General features: G+C 41.6%; 19 protein-coding genes. 12 read left to right on the forward strand and 7 right to left on the reverse strand.

The features are described from left to right. Nucleotides 1-87 precede the first annotated feature (87 nt). The 3 genes from V5739_RS02675 (at nt 88) to V5739_RS02685 (ending at nt 2,703) form a co-directional block, all read left to right on the forward strand. Nucleotides 88-1,158, forward strand: a complete 1,071-nt coding sequence (locus V5739_RS02675; RefSeq protein ID WP_423819545.1) for a PepSY-associated TM helix domain-containing protein — start codon at nt 88-90, stop codon at nt 1,156-1,158. 78 nt (nt 1,159-1,236) lie between these two features. Beyond that, a complete protein-coding gene (locus tag V5739_RS02680) occupies nt 1,237-2,100 on the forward strand; it encodes a sigma-70 family RNA polymerase sigma factor (protein WP_029035204.1) in 864 nt (287 codons plus the stop codon). A 204-nt stretch (nt 2,101-2,304) separates the two neighbouring features. Continuing rightward, nucleotides 2,305-2,703: a BLUF domain-containing protein gene (locus V5739_RS02685; RefSeq protein ID WP_423819546.1), complete on the forward strand. Its 399-nt coding sequence runs from the start codon at nt 2,305-2,307 to the stop codon at nt 2,701-2,703. A 6-nt stretch (nt 2,704-2,709) separates the two neighbouring features. Here the strand turns inward: V5739_RS02685 and V5739_RS02690 are convergent, their stop codons facing one another. Further along, complete coding sequence (locus V5739_RS02690; RefSeq protein WP_423819547.1) at nt 2,710-2,838, reverse strand: hypothetical protein; 129 nt, start codon at nt 2,836-2,838, stop codon at nt 2,710-2,712. A gap of 123 nt (nt 2,839-2,961) precedes the next feature. On the opposite strand from V5739_RS02690, the gene rpe reads away from it, so the two are divergent. The 3 genes from rpe (at nt 2,962) to V5739_RS02705 (ending at nt 6,043) form a co-directional block, all read left to right on the forward strand. After that, complete coding sequence (gene rpe, locus V5739_RS02695; RefSeq protein ID WP_423819548.1) at nt 2,962-3,624, forward strand: ribulose-phosphate 3-epimerase; 663 nt, start codon at nt 2,962-2,964, stop codon at nt 3,622-3,624. 10 nt (nt 3,625-3,634) lie between these two features. Then, complete coding sequence (locus V5739_RS02700) at nt 3,635-4,591, forward strand: YpdA family putative bacillithiol disulfide reductase (protein WP_423820433.1); 957 nt, start codon at nt 3,635-3,637, stop codon at nt 4,589-4,591. Between the two features lie 384 nt (nt 4,592-4,975). Continuing rightward, a complete protein-coding gene (locus V5739_RS02705; RefSeq protein ID WP_423819549.1) occupies nt 4,976-6,043 on the forward strand; it encodes a CNNM domain-containing protein in 1,068 nt (355 codons plus the stop codon). 192 nt (nt 6,044-6,235) lie between these two features. Here the strand turns inward: V5739_RS02705 and V5739_RS02710 are convergent, their stop codons facing one another. Both V5739_RS02710 and V5739_RS02715 read right to left on the reverse strand, forming a co-directional pair. Next, nucleotides 6,236-8,362 carry a Tex family protein gene (locus V5739_RS02710; protein ID WP_423819550.1) on the reverse strand — a complete coding sequence of 709 codons (2,127 nt, stop codon included), beginning with the start codon at nt 8,360-8,362 and terminating at the stop codon, nt 6,236-6,238. Between the two features lie 111 nt (nt 8,363-8,473). Beyond that, on the reverse strand, nt 8,474-8,836 hold the full coding sequence (locus V5739_RS02715) for a hypothetical protein (protein ID WP_423819551.1): 363 nt from the start codon (nt 8,834-8,836) through the stop codon (nt 8,474-8,476). A gap of 229 nt (nt 8,837-9,065) precedes the next feature. Between V5739_RS02715 and V5739_RS02720 the strand changes: the two genes are divergently transcribed. Next, entirely contained in the window at nt 9,066-10,619 is a 1,554-nt protein-coding gene (locus V5739_RS02720; protein WP_423819552.1) for a protein adenylyltransferase SelO, read from the forward strand. Between the two features lie 620 nt (nt 10,620-11,239). On the opposite strand, the gene V5739_RS02725 is transcribed toward V5739_RS02720, so the two are convergent. After that, complete coding sequence (locus tag V5739_RS02725) at nt 11,240-12,550, reverse strand: NAD(P)/FAD-dependent oxidoreductase (RefSeq protein ID WP_423819553.1); 1,311 nt, start codon at nt 12,548-12,550, stop codon at nt 11,240-11,242. 122 nt (nt 12,551-12,672) lie between these two features. On the opposite strand from V5739_RS02725, the gene V5739_RS02730 reads away from it, so the two are divergent. Both V5739_RS02730 and V5739_RS02735 read left to right on the forward strand, forming a co-directional pair. Continuing rightward, a complete protein-coding gene (locus V5739_RS02730; RefSeq protein ID WP_266070688.1) occupies nt 12,673-13,167 on the forward strand; it encodes an RNA polymerase sigma factor in 495 nt (164 codons plus the stop codon). 10 nt (nt 13,168-13,177) lie between these two features. After that, nucleotides 13,178-13,816, forward strand: a complete 639-nt coding sequence (locus V5739_RS02735) for a hypothetical protein (RefSeq protein WP_423819554.1) — start codon at nt 13,178-13,180, stop codon at nt 13,814-13,816. A gap of 184 nt (nt 13,817-14,000) precedes the next feature. On the opposite strand, the gene V5739_RS02740 is transcribed toward V5739_RS02735, so the two are convergent. Both V5739_RS02740 and V5739_RS02745 read right to left on the reverse strand, forming a co-directional pair. Continuing rightward, nucleotides 14,001-14,804 (reverse strand): lysophospholipid acyltransferase family protein, encoded by an 804-nt coding sequence (locus tag V5739_RS02740; RefSeq protein WP_423819555.1) that lies wholly within the window; start codon nt 14,802-14,804, stop codon nt 14,001-14,003. Nucleotides 14,805-14,851: 47 nt separating this feature from the next. Then, nucleotides 14,852-15,493, reverse strand: a complete 642-nt coding sequence (locus V5739_RS02745; RefSeq protein WP_423819556.1) for an NUDIX hydrolase — start codon at nt 15,491-15,493, stop codon at nt 14,852-14,854. On the opposite strand from V5739_RS02745, the gene V5739_RS02750 reads away from it, so the two are divergent. Next, complete coding sequence (locus V5739_RS02750) at nt 15,492-16,238, forward strand: peptidylprolyl isomerase (protein ID WP_423819557.1); 747 nt, start codon at nt 15,492-15,494, stop codon at nt 16,236-16,238. The genes V5739_RS02745 and V5739_RS02750 overlap by 2 nt on opposite strands. Here the strand turns inward: V5739_RS02750 and V5739_RS02755 are convergent, their stop codons facing one another. Next, nucleotides 16,239-16,952, reverse strand: a complete 714-nt coding sequence (locus V5739_RS02755) for an RDD family protein (RefSeq protein ID WP_423819558.1) — start codon at nt 16,950-16,952, stop codon at nt 16,239-16,241. 33 nt (nt 16,953-16,985) lie between these two features. Between V5739_RS02755 and V5739_RS02760 the strand changes: the two genes are divergently transcribed. Together V5739_RS02760 and V5739_RS02765 are read left to right on the forward strand one after the other, a co-directional pair. Then, nucleotides 16,986-17,966, forward strand: coding sequence for a stage II sporulation protein M (locus tag V5739_RS02760; protein WP_423819559.1), 981 nt, complete (start codon nt 16,986-16,988; stop codon nt 17,964-17,966). Further along, entirely contained in the window at nt 17,941-18,804 is an 864-nt protein-coding gene (locus tag V5739_RS02765; RefSeq protein ID WP_423819560.1) for a hypothetical protein, read from the forward strand. The genes V5739_RS02760 and V5739_RS02765 overlap by 26 nt, the downstream gene beginning before the upstream one ends.

An 18,804-nucleotide genomic window follows, 5' to 3' on the forward strand; every position in this document is an offset into this window, starting at 1 on the left:
TAGAGGCCGCCTAAAAAGCCCCGTTAGTGTCAAACTGAATTCCAGAAGACCTTACAGCAGCTTTTTAGACGGCCTCTTCTCTATTTTATGAATAACAGGAAAGTTTTAAAATACCATTCTTATGCCGGGCTCATTGCCGGATTTGTTTTAGTTTTAATGGGATTATCTGGAGCCATTCTGGTTTTTCAGCATGACATAGACAATTACCGCTGGCAGGAATATATTGAAGTAGATAACTTTTCGGGCTTACATATTGACCGCGGTATTTCGACAATTCAGAAAAATTATCCCGGCTGGGACACCCGACTCATTCATTTTGAAGAACAGGAAGCACTCATCTTCAATTTAAGGAATTCTAACGAAAGACTTTTTGTCTTTGTGCACCCATCCAGTGGAGAAATTATTAAAGAGCTTAACGAACTCACCACCTTTACCCGTTGGTTGCTAAAGTTTCACTATTCCCTGCAGGCAGGTCCTGTAGGCCGCACAATTGTGTTTATTGTTGGCATTCTGTTCCTATTTTCGCTCATCAGCGGAATTTACCTCTACCGTAAAAGCATCTTTAAAACACTATTTTTCAAAACCCCGGTACTCACAAAGAACAAACGCACTTTTTATTCTTCCCTGCACCGCATTGTAGGCACCTGGGCTTTACTGCTTAATTTTATTTTGGTGATCACCGGTATTTTACTTTCGTGGAGCATTGTTGTGGCCGGTTTTAAAACTTCAGCCGCACCAAATTCTCCTGCTGTTACAGTACAGGTGGGAAGTTTACTAAAAGAAATGCAGCAGGAACTTCCAGATTTCCAACCCACCTACATCAGGCTTCCGCTTCGCCCTGATGCCAACCTCGTCATTTATGGTTTTTTTGATGATGACCCTTTCTTTTATTCTGAATTCTTCAACTATGTTAGTGCCGACTATCTTTCCGGAGAAATTAAAGGAGTCACAAAAATCCAGGAAGCCAACCTGGGAACAAAAATTTTAAGTACCGTACTCCCGTTGCACTTTGGGCAATATGGCGGCATTTGGATTAAGCTTCTGTACTGCCTTATCGGCCTTAGCGGCCCCTTTTTATCTATTACAGGCTTCCTGATCTGGCGACAGGGAAAACAGGTCAAAAGACGTCGAAGGAAAAAAATTTTTTATTATCTTTAATTCTTGTAACATTTCCAACCCATCTTACGTATAACTAATACAAGAGTTATTCATAATTAAAATCCAAGAAGACGTTAGATGAGACAACTTAAAATTACGAAGCAGGTAACAAACCGTGAAACTGCTTCGCTGGATAAGTATTTGCAAGAAATTGGTAAAGTTGACCTGATCACCGCAGATGAAGAGGTGGAGTTGGCACAACGAATTAAAGCGGGTGATGACCGTGCTCTGGAGAAACTTACAAAAGCGAACCTTCGTTTTGTGGTATCTGTAGCGAAACAATATCAAAACCAGGGATTAACCCTTCCCGACCTTATAAACGAAGGAAATTTAGGATTAATAAAAGCTGCCAAGCGATTTGATGAAACCCGGGGTTTCAAATTCATATCCTATGCCGTTTGGTGGATTAGACAGTCTATTCTGCAGGCTCTTGCAGAGCAGTCTCGTATTGTGCGTTTACCGCTCAACAAAATTGGTTCAATAAACAAGATCAACAAAACTTTTGCTTTCCTTGAGCAGTCACATGAGCGTCCGCCAAGTGCCGAAGAGATCGCGAAAGAACTTGATATGACTATCAATGACGTGAAAGAATCAATGAAGAATTCCGGGCGTCACGTATCTATGGATGCTCCTTTGGTAGAAGGCGAAGATTCTAACCTTTATGATGTACTTCGTTCAGGAGAATCTCCAAATCCCGATAGAGAACTCCTACATGAGTCTTTGCGTACAGAAATTGAAAGAGCTCTTGAAACCCTTACTCCCAGAGAAGCTGACGTAATCCGTCTTTATTTTGGACTCGGAGACCAGCATCCAATGACTCTTGAAGAAATTGGCGAGACTTTTGATCTAACAAGAGAAAGAGTAAGACAAATTAAGGAAAAAGCTATCAGAAGGTTGAAACACACCTCAAGAAGCAAGATATTAAAGACATACCTGGGTTAATTCCCGGTAAAGAAGCAACAGGTGATTACTGTTCGTTTTTTGATTGATTGATGAAGAACCCGGAGCTGATTACTCCGGGTTCACCTTTTATTAAGGTGTCAAAAATGGCATTTTTGTAGGGAAATTTTCAAGCAAGAAGTTAAGCATCAACTACTTGTTTGGTTATCTTCTCATTTTTATTATTTTTTGCTCAAAAATATACTCATGAATTATGCAATAAGCTACGTAAGTACCGTAGCTTCAGGAATTTCTAAAAATGAAATTGAAAACCTCCTTAAATTAACCAGCTCCAATAATAATCAGGTTAAGATCACCGGTATCTTATTATACTCAAATGGCAACTTCTTTCAGGTTTTAGAAGGGGAAAAAACAATGGTGACAGACCTTTTTGAGAAGATACAACAAGATAAAAGGCATTATAACCTCATTCCTATTTTCAAAAAAGAAATTGAAGGTCAAAAATTTGATACTTATGAGAACTTGTTTTTAAGCCTGGATGCCGCCTACAACAGAGAAGAATTAGATTATTACAAATCTCATGTAGAAAAACTCGACCCCTCAATCCGAAATTCAGTAAACTATGTGCTGGAGAATTTTTCCTAGGAAATTCTACTGTTCCCAGCTAAAGTTGATCACTCCCGTAGCTATAAGAATAATGACAATGACCAGAAGGATTACGGCTATGAAGCAACCCATTTTTCCGTAATTCCTTTTCTTGCTTCTTTCTTCTACTTCCATGAATAAAATATTAGATTTAGTCTTTCTTTTAATGATACAAAATTATTCGAACAGGAATTCCCCCTTAACCGGCTAAGCCTTTTAGTATAATTCTTGTTACTTTTGCAGCACAACAACACCAACATGAAAGACAGACTTATAGCTCCCTCCCTTTTGGCAGCCGATTTTGGAAACCTGCAGCGCGACATAGAAATGGTCAACAAGAGTGAAGCCGACTGGTTTCATATAGATATCATGGACGGAGTATTTGTTCCAAATATCTCTTATGGCATGCCGGTATTGGAAGCTATAAACAAACACGCAAAAAAAGTTATTGATGTGCACCTCATGATTGTGGATCCAGACAGGTACATCAAAGATTTTGCAGCACTGGGAGCCAATAATCTTTCGGTGCATTACGAAGCCTGCACACACCTGCACAGAACCTTACAGGCTATAAAAGCTGAAGGCATGAAAGCAGGAGTGGCGCTTAATCCACACACTTCGGTAAATCTACTGGAAGACGTAATTGGAGATATCGACCTGGTGTGCATGATGAGCGTAAATCCCGGTTTTGGCGGACAAAGCTTTATTGAGAACACTTATAAAAAGATAAAACAACTAAAGGAGATCATTGAACGTAATGGTGCCAATACACTCATAGAGATCGACGGTGGCGTTACAGATAAAAATGCCACCCAACTTATCCAAGCCGGTGCAGATGTTTTAGTCGCAGGTAGTTTTGTTTTCAAAGCCGAAGATCCAACCCAAACCATTAAAGAGCTGAAAGATCTTGTCAACAAATAAAAAGGAAAATATGTTTGATGTGATCATTGTTGGCGGCGGACCTATTGGGATAGCCTGTGCCCTGGAGGCAAAAAAGCAAGGCCTCTCCTACCTCATTTTAGAGAAGGGAACCCTGGTGAATTCACTGTACAATTATCCGTCTAACATGACCTTCTTTTCAACTTCTGAAAAGCTTGAACTGGATGAAATCCCTTTTATTAGTACAAACCCAAAGCCTCACAAACAGGAAGCTCTCGAGTACTACCGAAGAATTGTTACTTCAAACCATCTTAAAATTAACCTTTTTGAGAGGGTAGAAAAAATTGAAGCCGAAGATAACCTGCATAATATCACCACTTCTAAGGCAAGCTACCGCTCCAAAAATGTCATTATTGCCACTGGTTTTTACGACATCCCAAATTACCTGAATATTCCCGGGGAAGATCTCCCAAAGGTAGCGCATTATTACGGCGACCCTCACTTTTACGCCACTCAAAAGACAATCGTGGTAGGCGCCAGTAATTCGGCTGTCGATGCCGCACTCGAGATCTACCGTAAAGGTGGAGATGTAACTATGGTGGTAAGAGGCCCTGCCATTGGGGAACGTGTAAAATACTGGGTCAAACCCGATATAGACAACCGCATCGATGAAGGCAGCATAAAAGCTGTTTTTAATGCCGAAATAAAAGAGATCAGAGAATCTGAAGTTGTTATCACTTCCAAAGATGGAGAACAAGTACTGGAAAATGACTGGGTACTCCTGCTTACCGGCTACAGGCCTAACTTTGAATTTCTGAAAAACATCGGGATCGATCTCTCCCAGGACGGTAAAAAAATTCCGCAGTACAATTCTGAAACCATGGAGTCTAACGTAAAAGGCATCTACCTCGCCGGAGTAATTTGTGGCGGCACCGAAACTCATAAGTGGTTTATAGAAAATTCAAGGGTTCACGCCAAAATGATCATGCAAAATATTGTCGGGAATTAGCAAACCTGGCCACGGAAACTTTCTTTTTTCCTGTTCTTCTTCATTTTTATGCTACCCATTCCCTTCCTGAAGAATTTTTATTCCGAATATGAAATTCTTCGTATCTTTGCACTCAGTTTAGTAGATTCTGAAAGAATAGCAGCAGGCACCTAAAATTTTTAAACCCCTGCTCCAAAACCCTGATGATCTTCAGAAGCTTACTGAAATTATTATCATATGGACCCTGACCCCGATAATTGCGATACGAGTTTTAAAGGCCTTTCCCGTCTTTGCCCTTCTTCTTATTTCATTCTTTTTGACTTTAAATTTCCTGATTGCTCTCTTTTATCTTTAAAGAGTTCAGGTTATTCTGCATAATCACTTTAAAATTTACCACTTATAGTTATGGGACTCCTATTGACTTACCTGTTTATTGCCCTTTTCACCTCTTTTATATGTTCTATTGCAGAGGCAGCATTGCTGTCTACTCCGGTCTCTTATGTAAAGGCCAAAATAGAAATGGGCAGTAGAACTGCCAAAAATTTCCTCTCATTAAAAGAAGATGTAGACCGGCCACTTTCGGCAATACTCTCACTCAACACGGTAGCGCACACCGTTGGTGCCGCCGGCGTGGGTGCCCAGGCCACAGTTGTATTCGGCGAAGCCTACTTTGGAATTGTTTCTGCTGTATTGACCATTCTTATCCTCATCTTGACCGAAATCATTCCTAAAACACTGGGTGCCAACTTCAGCAAAGAATTAATGGGATTTACCACTAAAGTTATCAGGCTCATGATAGTGATTACTTATCCTTTGGTGATCATGTCTCTCTTTCTTACCAGATTTTTATCCCGAAAAGAAAAGGAACTAACCACCAGCCGTGAAGAAATTTCGGCTTTAGCTTCTATTGGAACAGAAGAAGGGATTTTTGCCGATAAAGAAAATAAGATCATTCAGAACCTTATCCGACTTAAAACCATACGGATTTCTGAAATCATGACACCCCGAATCGTAGTTGTACTGGCCAATGAAGAAATGACCCTGCAGGAATTTCTGGTCAACAAAGAATTTCTCCACTTCTCCCGAATCCCGGTTTACAGTGAGAGTAGAGAAAATGTCACCGGCTATGTCTTTAGGGAAATGGTTTTTGAAAAGCTGGCCGAAGACCAGTTCCACCTGAAACTTAAGGATATTAGAAGAAATATTTCAACTTTTACTGAAACCGACACACTTTTTAGGGTTTGGGAAGAATTGCTTCACAAAAAAGAACAGATCTCTCTTGTAGTTGATGAATACGGCGGTATTGATGGTATCGTTACTCTTGAAGATATTATTGAAACCTTGCTCGGTTTTGAAATTGTTGACGAAAAAGACCGGGTAGAAGACATGCAGCAGTACGCAATGGAGCGTTGGAAAGCAAGGCAGAAAAAATACCAGCTCCTGCGACAGGATCCCAAAAAATCTACTGAATAAGGTGCCAAAAAGGGCAAAAAACCTGACTCTTTCTGCGGAAAATTCCTCCCGGCTACCATTCCAAGACTATCTTAGAGATTTGGAATTTGTTGACTGCAAATTGGTACTTTCCCAGTTCTACCTTCGTACTCCTAAAATCTACCCTTTTTTTTCTTACTTCTAAAATCTAACTTCGATGAGTTCTAACTTCAATTAGTCGATCATCGACAGCTGGATACGTTTTCTCGCCTCATCTACCTCCATCACGGTTACCTGTACGTGTTGATGCAACTTTACAACCGAGTTTACGTCACTCACAAATTCATTCTTTAGCTTGGAGATATGTACGAGTCCGCTTTCCTTGATCCCGATATCTACAAAACATCCGAAGTTAGTGATATTGTTGACAATCCCCGGTAGCTTTAATCCGGGTTTGAGGTCACTAATGCTCTTCACGTTCGGATCAAATTCAAACACTTTTGCCGACTTCCGCGGATCTACTCCCGGTTTTTCCAGCTCGCGCAGAATGTCTAAAATTGTGGGCAAACCTACGGTGTCAAAAATGTAATTTTCAGGAGTAATTTCTGAAATGAGTTTTTTATTCCCAATTAGTTCTTCTATCTCAACTTTAAGATCTGCAGCCATTTTCTCTACTATGGAGTAACTTTCAGGATGCACGGCCGAATTATCGAGCGGATTTTTAGAGCCAGGCACCTTCAGGAATCCCGCGGCCTGTTCAAAAGCCCTTGCGCCAAGGCGTGGCACCTTCAGCAGATCTTTTCGGGAAGAAAATTCCCCTTTTTCCCTCCGGTAATTAATAATATTCTCGGCCAAAGACGCGCCAATGCCCGAAACATAACTCAGTAGCGGTGCGCTTGCACTGTTCAGGTTTACACCTATAGCGTTTACACAACTCTCTACTACGCGATCAAGTTCATTTTTTAGTTTTGTTTGATCAACATCATGTTGATACTGCCCCACCCCGATAGATTTGGCATCGATCTTTACCAGTTCAGCTAAAGGATCGGCCAAACGCCGACCAATGGAGACGGCCCCACGCACGGTAACATCAAAATTCGGAAATTCGGCCCTCGCAATTTTCGAAGCCGAATACACCGAAGCACCGGCCTCGTTCACCACAAAAACCTGCACATCCCGGTCAAAGCGGATATTTTTTATAAAAAATTCAGTTTCCCGGGAAGCCGTACCATTCCCAATCGCTATGGCCTCAATGTTATAAGCATTGACCAGGGATTTTACCTTTTTTGAAGCCAAAGCTGTTTCTCTTTGCGGCGCATGCGGAAAAATAGTTTCATTGTGTTGCAAATCGCCCTTCTCATCAAGGCACACCAGCTTACAACCCCATTTAAAACCGGGATCAAGCGCCAGGATCCGTTTGCTGCCCAAAGGTGGCGCCAGCAGCAACTGCCTCAGATTATCGGCAAAGACCTTTATGGCTTCAGTATCTGCTTTCTCTTTTGCAGCCGATAAAGCTTCGTTTGAAAGTGCCGGAAAAAGCAACCTCTTCAGGGCATCATCAATGGCTTCTTCTATATATTGGGTACAGGAATTTCGCTGGGATTTCAGAATAAATCCTGATACAATCCTGTAAGACTCCTCATGCTCCACTTCCACTTTCACCCGTACAAAACCTTCCTTTTCTGCCCTAAGAATGGCCAATAGCCGGTGAGAAGGAATATAATTCAGCTTTTCTTCCCATTCAAAATAATTCTGAAACTTTTGCGCATCTTCCTCTTCAGCTTTCTTTTTGATCACTTTGGAAGAAATCATGGCTTTCTGCTGAAAAAGCTTCCGAAGCCGGTTCCGCACTCCCTGGTGTTCATTGATCCATTCAGCAATAATATCTTTAGCGCCCTGCAAAGCGGCTGCAACACCCCCAACATCTTTATTGATAAACTTTCGGGCTGCAGCTTCTACATCGCCCGAATTTTGAGCCATCAGGATCTTAGCCAAAGGTTCGAGGCCCAGCTCCCGTGCAGTATCGGCCTTTGTTTTGCGCTTTTTCTTATAAGGCAGATAAAGATCTTCCAGCTCCACCAAATTTCCTGAAGCTACGATCTTCGACTCCAGCTGCGGAGTGAGAAGTTCCTGCTCGGCGATAGATTTTAAAACCGCTTTTTTTCTTTTTTCCAGTTCCTCATATTCCTCTTTAAATTGCAGGATCTGTGCAACCTGCACCTCATCTAAATTACCTGTCATTTCTTTTCGATACCGGGAAATAAAAGGAATAGTAGCATCTTCTTGTAAAAGTTGAAGCGTGTTTTCAACGCTTTTCTTCGGAAGACCTGTACGGGTTAAAACAAAACTGACTGAATTCATTGCGGCTAAATGTAGTGGAAAATGGCAAAGATAAAAGCCTTGAGGGTCTTTCCATAAAAAAAGCCCCCCGAAAATTAATTCCGGAAGGCTTATTTTAGACCCTTTAGGCTGTTATACCAGCACTACATCTTCAACTTTTGAAGAGGAGCCGTATCCAGCCAAAATTCTTCCGTAGAATTTAAGGTCGGCATCACTATTCTTAAAGCTCTTCCGAAGACTTGCCACAGCTTTTGCAAGCGGGATCTTGTGAACTTTGATTTCAGGATAAGGTGAATTTTCTTCTTCATTTTCCACACCTACTTCTATGCTGTTCGTCTTTTTGTCATAGCAAACAAAAGCAGCCTGGTAGTTGTGTTTAATAAGTTCTTCAAGAGCAGCAGGAAGTTTATCGCATTCCCTGCACTCTTCAATCTGGTGCGGCAATAGGTTGAGCACCTGATTCTGAATTTCGTTTTTACTTTGATATGAGATCATTTTCCTTCAATTTTTTTCTAAAAATAATCCAGATCAGGCTGTCCAAAATACTTTTTAATTTAGGTTTAACTTAATTTCTTGTCATTGCCTAAGCTGCTGTTAATTTTCTAAAGAAAATTCTTACTCTTGAATTTCAGCGTTCTATATTTTGTAAGTGAATAATTCCCTGCGGAAGCCCCTTCTGTCAAACCCTGCTTAAAAGTTTTGTATTTTGGAAAAAAATTGCACCATGACCACTATAACAGAAAAAGAATTCCGGAATGATTTCACGCAGCAGTTTGAAGGAGATGAAAGTGGTGACCGCACTCCCCGCCAAACCCCGGGGAAATTATACAGCAAGGCAATCCCAACCCCGGTTGCTGCGCCTAAATTATTGGCCTGGTCAAAGAATCTGGCTGAAGAATTGGGAATAGCGGATCCTTCTACGGAAGATGTGCAAATACTGGCCGGTAATAAAATTACTGCCTCCATGAACCCTTATGCAGCCTGTTATGCAGGGCATCAATTTGGAAACTGGGCAGGGCAACTGGGCGATGGCCGTGCGATTACCCTGGGGGAATGGGGTGTCAAAAATGGCATTTTTGAGCTGCAATTAAAAGGTGCGGGGCCAACTGCTTATTCGAGACATGCCGATGGGCGGGCGGTTTTGCGATCTTCGGTTAGAGAGTATTTGATGAGTGAAGCTATGCACCACCTGGGAGTTCCCACCACCCGGGCTCTGGCTTTAGTGGAGACCGGAGACAAAGTGCTGCGCGATATGTTCTATAATGGAAATCCCGAATACGAACCCGGTGCTATTGTATCTCGCGTAGCCCCCTCCTTCTTACGCTTCGGAAACTTTGAACTACTGGCTGCCCAGGGCGATAAAGAAAAAATGAAACAGCTAATAGACTGGACCATTGACCGATATTTTCCGCATCTTACGGAAGAAGATCGCATCCTCACCTGGTTCCAGGAAGTAGTCGATAAAACGGCATTTTTGATGACCGAGTGGCAACGGGTGGGATTTGTACATGGGGTGATGAATACTGATAATATGTCTATACTGGGGCTAACCATTGATTACGGGCCGTTCTCTTTTCTTGACCACTATGATCACAACTTTACACCCAACACCACCGACCTTCCGGGCCGCCGTTACGCCTTTGGGAACCAGCCTTCAATTGGTTACTGGAACCTTGGCAGGCTCGCCAATGCCATTTCTTTACTTTTTGATGACACCGAAGGTCTTGAAAATGCGCTCGACTCCTACGAAAAGATCTTTTGGGATTACTATTATGAAATGATGGCAAAAAAGTTAGGCTTTCAAACCCCCGGAAAAGAGGAAAAGAAAATCATCGCGAGATTTGAAGCAGTACTTTCCAGTATTCAGCCAGATATGACCCTCTTCTATCGGCTTTTAGCTGAAATACCTTCTGAAACCGTACCTGAGACCCTGCTGAACCACTTTGCACCTTCATTGTACAGAGATCTCCAGCCCAAAGAACAGGACGAGTTGGTTGCTTTATTGACAGACTACTCAAAAATGACAAAAAATGACGGGCTTTCGGAAGAAGCCAGGAAGAACCTGATGAACCAAACCAATCCCCGCATCATCCTTAGAAATTACCTACTTCATGAAGCCATAGAGGAACTGGAACGGGGAGAGAATAAATTATTTGTAAGGCTACAGGAAGCGATGAAGCAGCCTTACGCAACAGATGGCTTTGAGGATTTTGTAAAGAAAAGATCGGAATGGGCAGAGACTAAAGCCGGCTGCTCCATGCTCTCATGCAGCTCATAGCCTCAAAATTTTAACTAATTTGTTAATATACTAAAATCACATTTGTAGGTTTTATTCTCAAATTCAGATATTTAACAGGACAAAAGTTGGTTAAAGCACAAAAAAATCCTAATTTTATAGGAAATCTTTAAGACGATTTTATAGTATTAACCTAATAAATGATTCACCATGAGTGCTCAAAGAAGAAAATCTGAAGATAAAGAGAAGGCGACTACATTCGAGGTATGGTCTGATCATTGCGCTGTGGCTGCTTTTTTCATATTCCTCGTCTTATTGATATTCATCTCCTGAAATAAGTCATTTACATTCTAAACATTTGAGTGGAAGCGTTCTACAAATACGTTTTTATACAGGATTGCTACCTGAGGTATTTTATATGCCATTCTCCCTCGAAAATTTAATCAACTTCACTTTTTGATGTACAAATAAGAGGCTTCAAAAATGTCATTTTTGACAGGTTTTCATCTTTCAGGATCTTCAATTAATTCCGGCAAAAGTAAATTTTGGCTGTAATTTCCTTAAATCTTCAAAAAGCACTTGTTTAAGCTTTTGAACATTTTCAGCTTTAAAATTCCGCAGAGAATTTGCACAGAAGATCTTTCAGGATAAAAACTGAAATACTAGACCTTTTTTTGATCTACTTCCAGGTTTTCCTTGTTACTTTTAAACGGCCTTATGATCAATCTTGCCGCTTTATCAAAGTTCACGTAATTGTAGACCCAATTAAAGAAAGTAATGAGTCGGTTTCTAAAGCCGACAAGAAAATACAGGTGGATAAACATCCAGATAAACCAGGCAAAGAAGCCGCCAAATTTCAATTTTCCGAGATCTACTACGGCTTTGTTTCTTCCCACAGTGGCCATGGTACCTTTGTCATTATAAACAAAGGGTTCCATTTTTTCCCCTTTTAGGATGCGCTTAAGGTTCTTTGCCAGGTGTTTCCCCTGCTGTATCGCGGGCTGCGCAACCATGGGATGCCCTTTTGGATAATCTTCATTGCTCATAAGAGCAATGTCTCCAATGGCGAAGACATTCTCGTAACCTTTCACCTGGTTAAACACGTTAACCTCATAACGATCGGCCCTATCTACCAGTGCCGATGCATTCAAACCTTCTACCGGTGCACCCGAAACTCCTGCCGCCCATATAAAAGTGGAGGTGTTAAACGTGAGGTCTTCTTTATTTGTAGTCACTTTTTGACCATCGTACTCCTGTACCATCACATTAAGATGGATTTCTACCCCGAGATCTTTAAGGAATTTTTCGGCTTTTTTGGAAGCTTCGGGACTCATTGGCGGCAAAACCCTGTCTAGCCCCTCAATAAGATGGATTTTCATTTCGGAAGGATCGAGATCCCGGAAATCCCTGGGCACAATGTGGTTGCGCACTTCGGCAATAGCGCCGCAAAGCTCCACTCCGGTGGGGCCTGCCCCGGCAATCACAAAGTTGAGCAAAGCCTTCCGTTTTACGGGATCTGGTGTGATTACTGCCTGCTCAAGATTTTCGAGGATTAAACTGCGAATATTAAGTGCCTGCGGAATGGTCTTCATCCACATGGCATTTTTCTGAATACTTTCATTTCCGAAGAAATTAGTGCGGGAACCTGTGGCCAGTACAAGATAATCGTAAGCCAGCTCGCCAATGGAGGTTACAATTTTATTTTCTTCAGGAACAATACGCTGAACTTCGGTGAGCCTGAAATAACCATCTGTACTGTGGCGGGTGATCTTACGTAATGGATAAGCTATAGAATCGGGTTCGAGGCCCGAGGTGGAAACCTGGTACAACAAAGGCTGAAAGGTGTGATAGTTGTGACGGTCCAGCAAAACCACCTGCAATTTTTCCTTTAAAAGGTGCTTTGCAATTGAAATTCCTGCAAAACCACCACCTACAATGACCACACGAGGGTATTCAGAAATGGGAATATTCATCTTATATAAGCCTTTCTTTCAAAGTTAGAGTTTTCCGCAGAATAAAAAGAAGATTAATAAATTTTAAGGGAATTGTAACAAGATCGCTACTTTCACTACTAATTAAGAACCTAAACAATCTTGTGAAGAAAGAACTGGAACATGAATTTGTAAGTCATCTTGAAAAGCACCAAAACATAGTGCACAAGATTTGCCGCATGTATACCAATGACCAGGAATCTCACAATGATCTTTTTCAGGAAATTACCATTCAACTTTGGAACGCCTACCCAAAATTTAGAGGTGATTCAAAATTTAGCACCTGGATGTACAGGGTAGCTCTTAACACGGCTATCACCCTCTATAGAAAATCGAAAAAACAACTGCGCACCCAGAATTATGACGAGGTAAGTTTTAAAATAAAGGCAGATGTTTATGATGATGAGGTTGAAAAACAACTACAATTAATGTATAAAGCGGTAAAAGAACTAAATGATATCGACAAGGCTTTGGTCTTTTTATACCTGGAAGACCAGTCTTACCGGGAGATTTCTGAAATGCTGGGGATATCTGAAGTCAATGCACGCGTGAAGATGAACAGGATCAAAAAGACCCTAAGAAATATTTTAAATCCGTAGTACCTACCACATGGATGAACTAGAATTTTTAAAACAAAACTGGAAAAAGCAGGAAGAGAACCTTCCAAAGCTTTCTTATAATGAGATCTACAAAATGATATGGAAGAAATCCTCTTCCATCGTTAAATGGATCTTTGTAATTAGTATTGTAGAGCTGCTTCTTTCTTCTTTGTTCACCATTTTTATGGCCGATGCCGATTACTGGGAGCAAATGGAGCAACTACACCTTAAAAAGATCCAGATTGGAATGTATGTGATTAGCTACCTCATCACCTTCTATTTCATTTATTGCTTCTACCGCAATTACAGGAGAATTTCTTCTACAGACGATGCTGCAACGCTCATGAAGAATATTCTTAGAACCCGAAAAACCGTAAAGACCTATATTGCATACATCCTTATTTCATCTGGATTATATTCACTGGTTATTACCTATTACACCATACAGAACCACCAGCTAATACAGGAGGTGACCGATTCTTCCAAATATACTTTTGATGTTGTAGACTGGATTAAATTTGCCGTTGCCGGTTGCCTCATACTTGGTGTATTCCTGCTCGCTCTCTGGCTGTTTTACAGGTTGATCTACGGAATACTTTTGGGCAGGCTCAAGAGGAATTACAAAGAGCTGAAAAGGCTGGAAATGTAAATATGGTGGTTCTTACGTAGAACTACTTCGGAAGTTACTCGTCGCGGATTACAAATCCGCGCCATCGGAATCATTCAAATCTGAACACTGAGCACTGAAGACTGAGCCTTCTTTTAGAAAAACTCGTCCCGGGTTACAAATCCCCGCCATCACCTACATCCAAACCTGAATACTGAACACTCTTTTAATACTCCCACTGTCGGGTTTTGTTTAGAGCCTCCATCGCTTCCAGCTCTTCCTGAGGAATTACCTTCAGGAAAGACGGATGTTGTTCAATAGCATATTCGAGTTTTTCAACAATTTCTTCAATGGTTTCGTTATCATAATCAATCACCAGCGGCTCCTTGATCTGAAAACTCTGTAAAATGCCTTTTTTACGAACCCTTAATCCTTTTTTATCAAAAGAACGCCTGAAGCCATCAATAACAATAGGAATAACAACCGGTTTATACTGCTTGATGATGTGTGCGGTGCCTTTCCTGATGGGCTTAAAAGGCTTGGTGGTGCCCTGCGGAAAAGTTATTACCCATCCATCTTCCAAAGCCATTCCGATATTTTTATGATCGTTGGGGTTTACTTCCCGTTGTACTTCTTTGCCTTTTTCGCGCCAGGTCCTTTCTACTGAAACTGCCCCGGCGTAAGCCATTATTCGGGTGAGGAGGCCTGAATTCATGGTTTCCTTGGCCGCAACGTAATAAATATTGAGCTTTGGTTGCCATATATAGCCCACGTTCTTGATAGAATCTACCCTCCCACTTAATGCAGCATTAAATACGTGAAACATTGCCGTGACATCGGCAAAATAAGTTTGGTGATTTGAAACAAAGAGTACATTATTATCGGGCAGGTTTTTGATTATTTCAGATCCTTCGATCCTGAGTTCATTGAAACCTCTGTATCGCCTGTGTGAGAGCACTCCGAAGATGCGGATGAGCCATTTTTTCAAGTAAAGATAGTGCCCAAAAGGATTTTTTTTCAACATCCCCATTTATTCCCTGAGATTTTTACGAAACAACAAAGATACTTAATTAAAACTTACAGCAGCTGCCTGAGGATTTCTTTCATCTCACTCAACATCATTGCGGTAGCACCCCACACTACATGCCCGTTAAGAAGAAATGCAGGCACCTCAATATTTGTGGCGTATGAAGTAGAGAGGGTTTCTTTAATTAAACAGGATTCACTCATAAACTCCTCAAGCTTAACCTCCAGTACAGCTTCTACTTCATCCTCCTGGGGTATGAGCACCGGAGTCTTCTTCATAACTCCCATAAACGGATGTACCCAAAAATTACTTGGCGGGATATAAAGCTTGGTCATCTCCCTTACTATTTCAACTTCGTGTTGTGGAATTCCTACTTCTTCTTCTGTTTCCCGAAGGGCGGTGTGAGCAAGGTTACGATCCTCAATTTCCACTCTGCCTCCAGGAAATCCTACCTGGTTGGAATGTACTCCTTTATAGGTTTTTCTAAGGATCAAAACGAATTTTGTTTCTCCCTGTGGCCCCGGATAAAACACCGATAATACCGCCGCCTGTTTCGGGTTTTGTTTATCAATATTCAGATTTTCCAGTTCTTTCATCCGCAAAATTGGCGCCAATTTGAAATGTGCGTCATCGCCCGGAAGATTAATTTTCCTTAAATTCGGACTTAGATTAAGAAAATCCTGAAAATTCATGAGATCTAATTTTTTGCTGATATTAATTTTGGCCACTGCCGTTTTTGCAAGTTGTGAAGATAAACAATCTTCCACAAAAAATGAGGTGGAAACCATGTTAGAGGAACCCGTACAACCCGATTCTGCAAGTATAGATAACACTAAAGTAGATGAAGTTGTGGAAGCTGAAGTAGAAAAGAAAGAAAAAAGAAAAGGGCCAATACTCGTGCAGGAAGAATTGATCCCTTTCCTGATGGAGTACGGGAAAAAACACGATGAGAACAGGGTGAGGATTAAAACCCGCTTTGGAAATATTGATGTTGAATTGTTCCGGGATACTCCTCTTCATCGCGCAAACTTTCTGTATATGGTAAACCAGGATTATTATGATGGCACTTTTTTCCATCGTGTGGACGAAGGATTTGTTATTCAGGGAGGAAATTCAGATAACCCCGATACCAATATTAAGCGCCACCGGATTGGAGACTTCTTAATCCCAAGCGAATTCGATGCCGGGCATCGCCATGTGCGAGGCGCTCTTGCAGCCGCAAAATATGCCGAGCAAAATGTAAGCAAGGCATCTTCCCCTTACGAATTTTACATAGTCCAGGATCACGATGGCGCTCCACACCTCAATAATGATCACACGGTATTTGGCCGGGTGATCTCGGGTATGGACGTGGTTGACGAGATCAACAAAGTCCCAACAGACGATAGTGAATGGCCACTGCGCAACATCCACATTGAAATGGAAATCCTTGATTAATTACTGCCTCGTGTAATAACTGTAATCTTTGATCACAGTCTTAAGGAACTGTACCGGTTTATCTTCTGGAGTAACCCCAAGTAAATCTGAAACCCTGTTAGAAAGTTTAGCAATAACCCTGTAATTGGAGCTGGCAAGGGATGACCTGTAAATCTCTTTGATCTCCTGCACATCACGATCTGAAAGCACCGTAACCTGCGGGTAAACCGGCCGGTAATCATCAGGAACATTTACCAGCAGGGTATTATCCAGCCCGGTGCGTACCCTTTCAGAAATAACAGTGGTACCAGCGGCAAGATCTCCAAGGCGCTGTCCTTTTCCGTTTAACAGGATGGTAACCACTGCCACACTCCCACTGGTTATGGTAATATCCACAATCCTCAATAACCAGCGCACCAGGTAATTTGAGAACGCAGGCTTTGAACCGTCGAGCTTGACTACTCTTAACTGTAAAGCTGCTTTTCCGGGAGATTGGCCATTCCACAAACTCTCCCATAACAAAAAATACAGCAGCAGGGGTAGCAGCACCACACTCATAAAAAGCCATTCCTGCCCCTGGTTACCGTCCAATCCTCCCATTAGCATGGTTACTATAATGACGTAAGCCAGCATCATAAGGCCATCAATAAGATATGCGAGAATACGCTCTCCTACCCCCGCAACATTTTGTGTAATACTTATATTTTGAGCAGTTTCAATTTGAAAATTATCCATTTAATATGTTTCTTTGAGACAAAATAGCAAAGAATGCGCGAGGCCGCTTTTGTGAAGCAAAATAAGGATAAATGGCAAAGATTTGAAAGGGCCCTGCAAAATAATGCTCTTTTGCCTCCCGGCGAACTCTCCTCGCTCTACCTTGAGGTGACAGATCATCTAAGCTACGCACAGACTTTTTATCCCGGCAGCAATACGCTGCACTATCTTAACGGCCTGGCTTCAAGGGCTCATCAAAAGATCTACAGGAATAAGAAAGAACCTAAAAACCGGTTTGTAACTTTCTTTACTGAAGAATTCCCCCGTGAGTTCTACCAATACCAAAAGCAGTTGCTACTGGCTTTCCTGGTGTTTGTACTTTTTGTCGCAGCAGGGAGTTTCTCTGCAGCAAGTGACGGTGCATTTGTACGTTCTATTTTGGGAGACGCATACGTCAACATGACCCTTGATAACATCGCTAATGACGACCCCATGGCCGTCTACAAAAAAATGGGGGAAATGGAAATGTTCCTGGGGATCACCATCAACAATGTGAGAGTGGCTTTGATGGCTTTTGTCTTCGGGATTTTCGCAGGCTTGGGAACCCTGTTCATCATCATGCAAAATGCCATTATGCTAGGCTCCTTCCAGTATTTTTTCTATGAAAAAGGCCTGCTATGGGAATCGGTAAGAACCATCTGGATCCACGGGACCATAGAGATCTCTGTGATCATAGTTGCTGCCTGCGCTGGTCTGGTTGTAGGGAAAGGCATTCTTTTTCCCGGCACCTACTCCCGCCTTACTTCATTTATTAACGGAATAAAAGCCGGACTCAAGATCGTGATTAGCACCGTTCCCTTCTTTATCCTCGCCGGATTTCTGGAAGGCTTTGTGACCCGACATACAGAAATGCCCGACTGGCTGGCGATATTAATTATTTCCGGCTCCCTTACACTTATCCTGTTTTACTACGTTTTTTATCCAATCATATTACACCGAAAACTACCTGATGAACCAACCAATTCAATTCCGTAAACAGCGCGAGCTGGGAGATATTATTACTGATACCTTCAAATTTATACGCCAGAATTTCAAGCCACTTTTCAAAGCCATATTCAAGATCACAGGACCTGTTTTTGTCATTCTAGTCCTGGCGATAGGGTATTATTCTTACCTGGGAATGGATCTGTTCTCTAATCCATTTTTGAATGATAGTTCAGAAGTGAATATTGAAATGTTCATCATCGCAATATTTGTTCTTTTCTCCTCAATGGTGGCATTTTACATACTACTATATAATACCGTACTTCATTTCATAAAAAGTTACATTGAAAATTCGGGAGTCGTAGATTATTCTGAAGTTGTTAGAGGTGTAAAGAATGACTTCGCGAAGATGTTGGGTCTTATTATACTGGTAGCGATCATCACCTTTTTCGCCTTCTTTTTATGTGTGCTCCCGGCAATTTATGTTTGGGTTCCATTATCCCTTGCGCCGGCAATGCTCATTTTTGCCCGCACCTCAGTTATAGATTCCATTAGTTATTCCTTCAGCCTTATTAAAGACAACTGGTGGAATACATTTGCCACACTTTTCGTGATCACACTGCTCATTTACATCATAAGCCTTATTTTTCAGTTTCCGCTTATGGTCTATATGTTCATCAAAGCCATGACCATGTCGGAGGAGGGTAGTATTGCAAATCCAGGCGATCTTGTGGACTGGGTGTATGTGTTCTTTAATGTACTTTCTTCAGTCTTTCAGTACCTGCTTGCGGTTATTGGGGTGGTAGCTTCAGCTTTTATTTATTACCATCTTGATGAGAAGAAGAACGCCACAGGAACTTACGAACGCATCTCAAACCTGGGGTCTTAA

Origin of the sequence: Salinimicrobium sp. TIG7-5_MAKvit (genome assembly GCF_049569215.1) — a bacterium.
GTDB classification, from domain to species: Bacteria; Bacteroidota; Bacteroidia; order Flavobacteriales; family Flavobacteriaceae; genus Salinimicrobium; species Salinimicrobium profundisediminis.

Coding starts and splice junctions, on each gene's coding strand:
- V5739_RS02675 (WP_423819545.1), top strand. CDS start 88: ATGAATAACAGGAAAGTTTTAAAATACCATTCTTATGCCGGGCTCATT.
- V5739_RS02680 (WP_029035204.1), top strand. CDS start 1,237: ATGAGACAACTTAAAATTACGAAGCAGGTAACAAACCGTGAAACTGCT.
- V5739_RS02685 (WP_423819546.1), top strand. CDS start 2,305: ATGAATTATGCAATAAGCTACGTAAGTACCGTAGCTTCAGGAATTTCT.
- V5739_RS02690 (WP_423819547.1), bottom strand. CDS start 2,838: ATGGAAGTAGAAGAAAGAAGCAAGAAAAGGAATTACGGAAAAATGGGT.
- rpe (WP_423819548.1), top strand. CDS start 2,962: ATGAAAGACAGACTTATAGCTCCCTCCCTTTTGGCAGCCGATTTTGGA.
- V5739_RS02700 (WP_423820433.1), top strand. CDS start 3,635: ATGTTTGATGTGATCATTGTTGGCGGCGGACCTATTGGGATAGCCTGT.
- V5739_RS02705 (WP_423819549.1), top strand. CDS start 4,976: ATGGGACTCCTATTGACTTACCTGTTTATTGCCCTTTTCACCTCTTTT.
- V5739_RS02710 (WP_423819550.1), bottom strand. CDS start 8,362: ATGAATTCAGTCAGTTTTGTTTTAACCCGTACAGGTCTTCCGAAGAAA.
- V5739_RS02715 (WP_423819551.1), bottom strand. CDS start 8,836: ATGATCTCATATCAAAGTAAAAACGAAATTCAGAATCAGGTGCTCAAC.
- V5739_RS02720 (WP_423819552.1), top strand. CDS start 9,066: ATGACCACTATAACAGAAAAAGAATTCCGGAATGATTTCACGCAGCAG.
- V5739_RS02725 (WP_423819553.1), bottom strand. CDS start 12,550: ATGAATATTCCCATTTCTGAATACCCTCGTGTGGTCATTGTAGGTGGT.
- V5739_RS02735 (WP_423819554.1), top strand. CDS start 13,178: ATGGATGAACTAGAATTTTTAAAACAAAACTGGAAAAAGCAGGAAGAG.
- V5739_RS02740 (WP_423819555.1), bottom strand. CDS start 14,804: ATGGGGATGTTGAAAAAAAATCCTTTTGGGCACTATCTTTACTTGAAA.
- V5739_RS02750 (WP_423819557.1), top strand. CDS start 15,492: ATGAGATCTAATTTTTTGCTGATATTAATTTTGGCCACTGCCGTTTTT.
- V5739_RS02745 (WP_423819556.1), bottom strand. CDS start 15,493: ATGAATTTTCAGGATTTTCTTAATCTAAGTCCGAATTTAAGGAAAATT.
- V5739_RS02755 (WP_423819558.1), bottom strand. CDS start 16,952: ATGGATAATTTTCAAATTGAAACTGCTCAAAATATAAGTATTACACAA.
- V5739_RS02760 (WP_423819559.1), top strand. CDS start 16,986: ATGCGCGAGGCCGCTTTTGTGAAGCAAAATAAGGATAAATGGCAAAGA.
- V5739_RS02765 (WP_423819560.1), top strand. CDS start 17,941: ATGAACCAACCAATTCAATTCCGTAAACAGCGCGAGCTGGGAGATATT.